The following is an 8,206-nucleotide window of genomic DNA, read 5'->3' as shown; positions in this document are numbered from 1 at the left end:
TTATCGCCCAAACTGGTTAAATTTTAACAGTGACAACTATCCTGCCAGAGGGGGTGAATATGCGAAGAAAAACGGTCAATACATCAGTTCAATGTGGTTAGAGAAGGCGTTAACCAAGGAACCAGATTGATTAGGATGGTTTAAACACGATGCAATACTCTTGGTACTTAAATTACGTATTGCTCAATGTTTGATTTAGAAACAAAGGACACAATATGGAAGTAAGGTTAGTCAAAGGTTCCGATCCTAAGTTCGCTGAATCGATCACTAAAACGAATATGGCGAGTTACTACCAAGCTCGTGGCATCGCTTGGGGTCATAGTCAGTTTTTACGCAGCTGGGATGAACTGGATAACTATGAAGTTTATGTAGGGGATAGCCGTATTGGTGTTATCCGCTTCAGTTACAACTGTGATACAACGTTTCTTAGGGACTTGCAGATATTAGCTGAATATCAAGATAGAGGCTTTGGTTCTAAGTGTCTCGATTTAGCTATTGAACATGCGAACAATCAATCATCGGCTCAGTTAGTGTTGCGAGTGTTCAGTGAGAACCCCGCTATTAAGCTTTATCAATCAAAAGGTTTTACTCAGTTGTCTGAAGTGAAAGGACTCGTTGAAATGGAACTGATTTTAGGAAGAACTATGGACACCATTATCAAACAAGCAATCGAATTGCGAAAAGAAGAGAAGTACCAAGAGTCACGTGACTTGTTGGCAACGCTACTCACTGATGAAAATTATGCCGCGAAAGCGCACTTGCAGATCGCGTGGTCTTACGATAATCAAGGTAAAGAGCGACAGGCGATTGAGCATTATGTGCTATCTCTGTCTGGCGTGCTTTCTTCAGTAGAGCGTTTTGATGCGCTGTTCGGTTTGGCGAGTACTTATCGAAGCCTTGGTCTTTATGCAGAGGCTTTAGGCTATTTCGAACAGACTATGGCTGAATATCCTGACTCGATAGAGGTGAAACCTTTCTACGCAATGTGTTTGTACAATTTGGATCGCCATAAAGAGGCGACGTCGCTGTTACTTGAGCTTTTGGTATCTACGACTAATAGCGATGCGATTAAAGAGTACCAACGCGCGATCTCTTTATATGCTCAAGACTTAGATAAAACCTGGTAAGCCGCTGCTTATAAAGATCATGTACTAATATAGAAAAAGCCTAAGTATTAATAGGATACTTAGGCTTCAAGAATTCGGTTTTAGTTTGAGTTTAAACCGTTACTCTGAAAGTTCTTTACGAACGATCTCTGCGCCAGCGCTTAGCGCATTGAGCTTAGCTGAGGCAATTTCACGAGGAAGGGGAGCCATGCCGCAGTTGGTGCACGGGTAGAGCTTATCGGCATCAACATACTTCAGTGTTTCTCGTAGAGTGTCGGCAACTTCTTCCGGCGTTTCAATTGAATTGGTTGCAACATCGATAGCACCGACCATCACTTTCTTACCTCGAACGAGCTCAAGCAATTCAACCGGCACATGAGAGTTATGACACTCTAATGAGATGATATCGATATTCGATTGCTGAAGCTTAGGAAATACCTCTTCGTATTGGCGCCATTCGGTACCTAGTGTCTTTTTCCAATCCGTATTTGCTTTGATGCCATAGCCATAACAAATATGAACTGCAGTTTCACACTTAAGCCCTTCAATGGCTCTTTCTAAACAAGCAATACCCCAATCGTTCACGTCATCAAAAAATACGTTAAACGCAGGCTCATCGAACTGAATAATATCAACACCAGCCGCTTCTAACTCTTTTGCTTCTTCGTTAAGGATTTTTGCGAACTCCCATGCTAGCTTTTCACGGCTTTGGTAATGCGCGTCGTAAAGCGTATCTATCATGGTCATTGGCCCCGGTAGAGCCCACTTAATTGGTTGATCCGTTTGCTGGCGTAAGAACTTAGCATCTTCGACAAAAACCGACTTTTGACGAGAAACAGGGCCAACGACTGTTGGTACACTCGCATCGTAACGGTCGCGAATTTTAACGGTTTCACGCTTTTCAAAATCCACGCCATTCAGGTGTTCAATGAAGGTTGTTACAAAGTGCTGACGTGTCTGTTCGCCGTCACTCACAATATCAATACCGGCTTGTTGCTGGTCTTGAAGAGAGACACGTAGCGCGTCTTGTTTGCCGTCGGTTAATTCGTCGCCTTCCAGTTTCCATGGAGACCAAAGTGTCTCTGGCTGTGCTAGCCAAGATGGCTTAGGTAAGCTGCCTGCTGTTGAAGTCGGTAATAATGTTTTCATAACGTATACTGCCTATCCTTGGTGATTTAAGAGCGCAATTGCTCGATTAAAGCGCGTAGTTGGCAGACCAGTTCTCTAGAACTGACTGGTATGGCTTAATGAAAGTCTCTTCTGCGAATTTACCTTGTTCGATAGCTAATTTGCTTCGTTCTTCTCGGTCATACACGATTTGAGTTAGCGAGTGATCCAAGTTTTTCAAGTTTGGTTGGTAGCAGTTACCTGCAACCGCATTCGCGTTGTAAATCTCAGGACGGTAGATTTTTTGGAATGTACCCATGGTGCTGATGGTGCTGATAAGCTCTAGGTTTGAGTAATCGTTCAGTAGATCACCAAAGAAATAGAAAGCTAGAGGTGCGACACTGTTTGGCGGCATGAAGTAACGAACCTGTAACCCCATCTTCTTAAAATATTGTTCAGTCAAAGAAGACTCATTCGGTTGGTATTCAAAACCTAACACAGGATGTTGGTTCTCGGTTCGGTAATAGGTTTTATTATCTGACACGCTTAAGCAAATAACAGGTGGTTTATTAAAGTTCTTTTTGTAAGCGTCAGAGTTAACGAAATATTTAAAAAGCTTGCCGTGTAAATCCCCAAAATCTTCTGGAATGCTGAATTTCTCTTGGCCTTTATTATGATCCAATAGACGTACGCTAAAGTCATAATCTCGAACATAAGAAGAGAAGTTATTTCCGATAATGCCTTCAATACGCTCGTTGGTTTTACGGTCCAGAATATTGGTTTTCAGTACTTCAATGGAAGGGAATGCTTCGCCGTTGCTTTCAATGTCCATATCAACAGAAATGATTTCAAGCTCTACAGAGTAACGGTCGCCCTTTGGGTTGTCCCAGTGTGCTAATGCGTTGAAACTGTTGTCAATCATCTGCAGTGCATTGCGCAAGTTTGCTTGGCGGCTGTCACCACGCGCCAAGTTAGCGAAGTTGGTGGTGATACGTGTACTGTCCGCAGGTTGGTAGTTCTCGTCGAGGCTAATGCTCTTAATTGTAAAATTAAATTCTGTATTCATGTTGATCTGATATCCCAATCTGTTGTCTGACTTTCTCGGTCTTTAGAATTAAAATTGCTTTTATTTTTGCTTGTGACCGGATTAATAGTTGAAGGCAATACTGTATGAAAAATTAATACGGTATTAAGTTAATCGCTTGGTATTTTTATACTTGGTTCGATAAATGATTAACAATGGTATTCCTTCACATTCAACATGAGGAATATTCATGATCTATTATGTTTGAAAATATTAGGTGGTGTCAGTTATATTAATTGGCTTGATGGAAATATAACCACATTAATAGTGTATTATTTAAGACAATTAATTTAATTAAGAGATGGACGAAATGAGTGAGTTGCTGTTGTTGATTTTATACTGTGCATTATTAGGCAGTGGTGTTGGTTTTCTTGCCGGACTTTTGGGGATTGGCGGAGGGCTTATCATTGTACCTGTGTTAAGCAGCATTTTACTTCACTTAGAAGTTTTACCTGCTGACCAAGTGGTCGTTGCAGCGATTGCGACTTCCTTGGCATCAATTTTGTTTACCTCAACTTCTTCTGCGCTTGCTCACCACAAAAATGGCAACGTGCCTTGGGATTTGGCACCTTGGATCATGTTGGGTGTTGCTCTGGGTGCATTGATTAGTGGCTTTATGGCGGCTCTTTTACCGGAAAAAGTGGTTCGTATTGTGTTTGCCGTGAGTGTGGTTCTTATTGCGATCAAGATGTTCTTAAGCAGCAAAAATGACGCGCCTAAAGAACGAAAGCTACCGAACAAGGGCGTACTAACGGTTCTTACAACTATTACGGGCGGCTTGTCAGCCATGATAGGCATTGGTGGTGGGGCATTGCTGGTTCCACTATTGACGTTCTTCTCTGTCGATATGAAAAAGGCGATTGGTTGTGCGTCGGCTTGTGGCATTGTTATCGCGTTGTTTGGCTCGATAGGTTACATCAGTTCAGGCAGCAGCCACTTTGCTCTAACAGACGGTTTTGCTGGCTTTGTTTATTTGCCTGCATTGCTGGGCATCGTGTGCACATCTTGGTTTACAGCTCCGCTAGGCGCAAAAGCAACTAACCATTTACCGGTTCCAACGATTAAGAAGATCTTCTCAGTACTGTTGGTGGTTATTGCAGCCAGCATGGTTGCTCGTTAATTAAAGAAACTGATTCAGTAACCTGTAACTGAATCAGTTTCTTTATTCATTAGACATTTAGGTGCGAAAAAATGCATGTAAATGTCTAATTGCGATCTGAGCCCTCCAATAATATGAGTCACTCCTTTTAATGCACCATGGTTCATAATAAGATTGTTCGCGTTTAATAAATATTCAAATGTGGTCAAATACTTATCTAAAGGAGCGAGCGATGGCACGAGAAATTTCATTTAAGGGCAACGGCCCACGTTGGAACGTGGCTCTATCAATGACAATAAGTTACGTGATCGCATCTTTAGCTATCAACTTATTTTATCAGACTGAGCTCCAGTTTTTCCCTTTCGTTACTTCTATCTTAATCATGATCACTGTCTATGCTTTGGTCTCCAAGTTCACCCGAAGACATTTATCTTTAGTCGGTGAAGAGATACATCTACATGACGTTAAAGCGAACTTAGCGATCAAAAACTCTGTCTTTTCTCGTCAGTATATTCAAGTTAAATCACTGACTAAAAATGGCTATTACAAAGTGAATGTTCACAAAGGACAGGTTGATAAATCTGATTGGGAAATGCTGTTAAGCAAGGCCACACAGCAAAACGTTTAACGCTAACTCTTCATGGAATCCATTAATGTCAGGGTGTTTTATCAACATTATTATCTTGATAAAACATTGTTATTTAAACCAATTCACTGCTATAGCTAAATGTATCTTATTTGATTCAACGGAATGCTATCAGTGAGTGATTTATGGACCCTTTAACGCAGGGCGTGTTAGGCGCTTCTTTGTCACAATCGGTAAGCAAAAAACAACATTTGGTTGTTGCTGGGGTATTAGGGCTGCTTTCTGGATTGGCACCAGATCTAGATGCACTGATTAAGTCTCAAAGTGACCCTTTGTTGGTGTTGGAATTTCATCGACAATTTACCCATTCACTCTTCTTTATCCCCATTGGCAGTTTGATATGTGCCTTGGTTCTGCATCACCTGATTGCAAAAAGGCGTGGGCTTTCTTTCAAACAAAGCTGGCTGTTTTGCGCTCTGGGCTATGGCACTCATGCACTGTTAGACGCTTGTACCACTTATGGCACGCAGTTACTTTGGCCTTTGACTAATGCGCGTTTTGCTTGGAATACCATATCAATCATCGATCCTGTTTATACGCTGCCCATCCTAGTTTTGCTTGTGTTTGCAACGTTGAAACGAGTACCTTGTCTAGCACGTGTTGCGTTTGCTTGGGCTCTAATTTATCCAACATTAGGGATGATACAAAGAGATAGGGCAGAGGCGATTGGGTGGCAATTAGCGGAACAAAGACAACACACGCCGATTCGATTAGAGGCAAAACCGAGCTTTGCGAATATCTTGGTTTGGAAAGTGGTGTACGAAACAGAGGCTCATTATCATGTAGACGCAGTGCGGGTTGGCACATCGGTAAACGTATATCCAGGAGAGTCGATCGCTAAGCTGAATGTTAGCAGGGACTTACCTTGGCTTGACCCTAATTCACAACAAGCAAAAGATATTGAACGCTTCCGCTGGTTCTCTAATGGTTATATTGCTCAGGACCCAACGGACGAGTTGCGTATTATCGACGTCCGATACTCAATTGTACCGAATCAAATGAAAGCACTTTGGAGTATCAAGTTATCAAAATCTGTTGATGCCAATTCGCATATAAAATACGAAACTCATCGAGACAACACCCCAGAGTCGAGACAGATCTTCTTCGATATGCTCACTGGCGATAAATGATCTATGTCTAGAGGGTAAAAAGGCTGAGTTAGGTAATCTGCTCGGCTTTTTATTCGTTTGATTAACAGGTCGATGTTGCATTGCTTTACATCACATATATTAATAAATCTGACAGTGCTTACATTTATAAATGTGATTTATATCTCTATCCATCTTATGAATACTTTCTAAGCTTAGTTGGTTTTTTATCTAATTAAACAGAAGGTTATATGATAAATAGAATAATAACACTAAGTGGCGTTGCATTACTTTGTTCAGTGAGTGCGCATGCGCAAATGCAAAATGGAAGTTTCGAAAGCTGGGAAGGAAACGTACCATCTGGATGGAGTGTGATTGACTCCGGCATTGCAGTTTCACCCTCTAACGTACCTGTTAATAACGGCAGTTTCTCTGCGCAAGTAACAGTGAATACAGGCACTCAAAGTAATACCGATTTTCTGCAAACGATACGTGTTGAACAAGGGAAAACTTATGATTTCTCTGTCGATGTTTACCACACGGAAGGCAACGTGAAAGCTCGCCTTTTTGTTGATGGCTATTTAGGCTACTCGAATAATGGTTTAACGAATCAGTGGCAAGCATTGACTCACTCGTACAGCGCTACGAGCACTAAAGATATCGTTGTGGGCGTACGATTTTATGATGATGCAGGTTTTGATGGTTCGGAAGTGGTGTATTTAGATAACTTTCAGCCGACGGAGACTCCACCCACACAAAGCTGCAATGACACAAGTGCCGCACTCACGCTAGTGACGGATAACTATGGTTCTGAAACCAGTTGGTCTCTCAAAAACTCAGTTTCTCAAACTCTTTATTCTGGTTCAGACTATCAAAATAACACCATCAATGAAGTGGAAATGTGTTTAGCGGATGGTAGCTACATCCTAGAAGTCTTAGACTCTTATGGAGATGGAATGTGCTGCAGTGTGGGGAATGGTTCATACAGTTTATCGGTAAACGGAACCGTTGTGGCATCTGGTGGTGATTTCCAAGCAAGTCAGAGTACAGAATTTACAATTGGTGGTTCAACTACACCACCAACTGAACCACCAGTTTTAGGTGAGTATTATAAAGACGCTGAAGGCAAAGTGGGCTTTGCGTTAAAAACGGCCTTATATCAAATTATTGATAATCATAGCAGTCAGGGTTACACCGCTATTTGGACGTTGGTGTCTGAGGCTGACCTAGACGCATACTATGACACTGATGGGTCGATTCTCGATATGTATTCGGAGAAACCTTCAGGCTCTGATTCAATCCAATTTACTAAGGTGGCCGATCAATGTGGTCAATACAGCAAAGAAGGTGATTGCTACAACCGTGAGCACTCATTCCCGAAAAGCTGGTTTGGTGAGGTGAGTAGCGCGACATACACATCAAGCAATGGTTCTAAGTTAGGCAGCGCAGCGAACTCTCTTGGTTATGTGGGTACGGTGTTTGAGCCAATTGATGAGTTTAAAGGTGATTTCGCAAGAGCATATTTCTACATGGCAACACGTTATGAAAATGAAATCGCTAATTGGGAAGGGAACTCTACAAGCTCTGATGCCGTTCTGGATGGAACCAATACAACCGTTTTTGAACCTTGGCTACTTACTATGCTAAAGCGTTGGCATTCTGAAGATCCAGTAAGCCAAAAAGAAATCGACCGAAATAAGGCAGTACATGATTTTCAAGGGAATCGTAATCCGTTTATTGACCATCCAGAGTTTGTAAGCCAAATCTGGGGAAATTAATCGGAATATAACCACCATGACAATGGCTTCATGATTATTGAATTGAGCCCAATCCTTTGTTTGGGCTTTTTTATTGAGGGGCATTAGAGAGCATGATTTTAAATATTTGAAAAAGCATATTGTCAGAAGACCCGTATACTTGTCAGTGGTCTGCACCATCAATACTGGACGCTACGTCAAGCGACTTTCCATACCTTTAGTTATCTCTGAATTGTTAATTTAGGGGAAGCTGTAGCTCATTTATGCCCGTGCGACGTGAAGTCGTATGAAGCGTTGTTCACCACGAAAGCGTGAACCA

7 protein-coding genes and 1 pseudogene are annotated in these 8,206 nt (G+C 41.8%); 6 read left to right on the top strand and 2 right to left on the bottom strand.

Going from position 1 to position 8,206, the window contains the following annotated elements; translation table 11 throughout:
• Nucleotides 1–215 precede the first annotated feature (215 nt).
• A pseudogene (locus tag ACED28_RS22160) lies at nt 216–647 on the top strand (GNAT family N-acetyltransferase); the annotation flags it as partial.
• Nucleotides 645–1,127: a tetratricopeptide repeat protein gene (locus ACED28_RS22155; RefSeq protein ID WP_032555233.1), complete on the top strand. Its 483-nt coding sequence runs from the start codon at nt 645–647 to the stop codon at nt 1,125–1,127. The pseudogene ACED28_RS22160 and the gene ACED28_RS22155, both read left to right, overlap by 3 nt.
• A 99-nt stretch (nt 1,128–1,226) precedes the next feature.
• On the opposite strand, the gene ACED28_RS22150 is transcribed toward ACED28_RS22155, so the two are convergent.
• Both ACED28_RS22150 and ACED28_RS22145 read right to left on the bottom strand, forming a co-directional pair.
• Nucleotides 1,227–2,255 carry a methionine synthase gene (locus tag ACED28_RS22150; protein WP_009846559.1) on the bottom strand — a complete coding sequence of 343 codons (1,029 nt, stop codon included), beginning with the start codon at nt 2,253–2,255 and terminating at the stop codon, nt 1,227–1,229.
• A gap of 46 nt (nt 2,256–2,301) precedes the next feature.
• Nucleotides 2,302–3,279, bottom strand: a complete 978-nt coding sequence (locus tag ACED28_RS22145; protein WP_029222927.1) for a DUF1852 domain-containing protein — start codon at nt 3,277–3,279, stop codon at nt 2,302–2,304.
• Nucleotides 3,280–3,607: 328 nt separating this feature from the next.
• Here ACED28_RS22145 and ACED28_RS22140 point away from each other — a divergent pair, with 328 nt between their 5' ends.
• From ACED28_RS22140 to ACED28_RS22125, 4 genes are all read left to right on the top strand, one after another.
• A complete protein-coding gene (locus ACED28_RS22140) occupies nt 3,608–4,417 on the top strand; it encodes a sulfite exporter TauE/SafE family protein (RefSeq protein WP_371702332.1) in 810 nt (269 codons plus the stop codon).
• A 178-nt stretch (nt 4,418–4,595) separates the two neighbouring features.
• Nucleotides 4,596–5,024, top strand: coding sequence for a hypothetical protein (locus ACED28_RS22135; protein ID WP_083994626.1), 429 nt, complete (start codon nt 4,596–4,598; stop codon nt 5,022–5,024).
• Between the two features lie 143 nt (nt 5,025–5,167).
• A complete protein-coding gene (locus tag ACED28_RS22130; RefSeq protein WP_371710762.1) occupies nt 5,168–6,172 on the top strand; it encodes a metal-dependent hydrolase in 1,005 nt (334 codons plus the stop codon).
• Between the two features lie 209 nt (nt 6,173–6,381).
• Nucleotides 6,382–7,908, top strand: a complete 1,527-nt coding sequence (locus tag ACED28_RS22125; protein WP_371710760.1) for an endonuclease — start codon at nt 6,382–6,384, stop codon at nt 7,906–7,908.
• The last annotated feature ends 298 nt before the right edge of the window (nt 7,909–8,206 follow it).

It is taken from the genome of Vibrio sp. 1F253 (assembly GCF_041439295.1).
GTDB classification, from domain to species: Bacteria; Pseudomonadota; Gammaproteobacteria; order Enterobacterales; family Vibrionaceae; genus Vibrio; species Vibrio tasmaniensis_A.
Note: the sequence above shows the minus strand (reverse complement) of the source record. Positions and strands in the feature narration are given on the sequence as shown.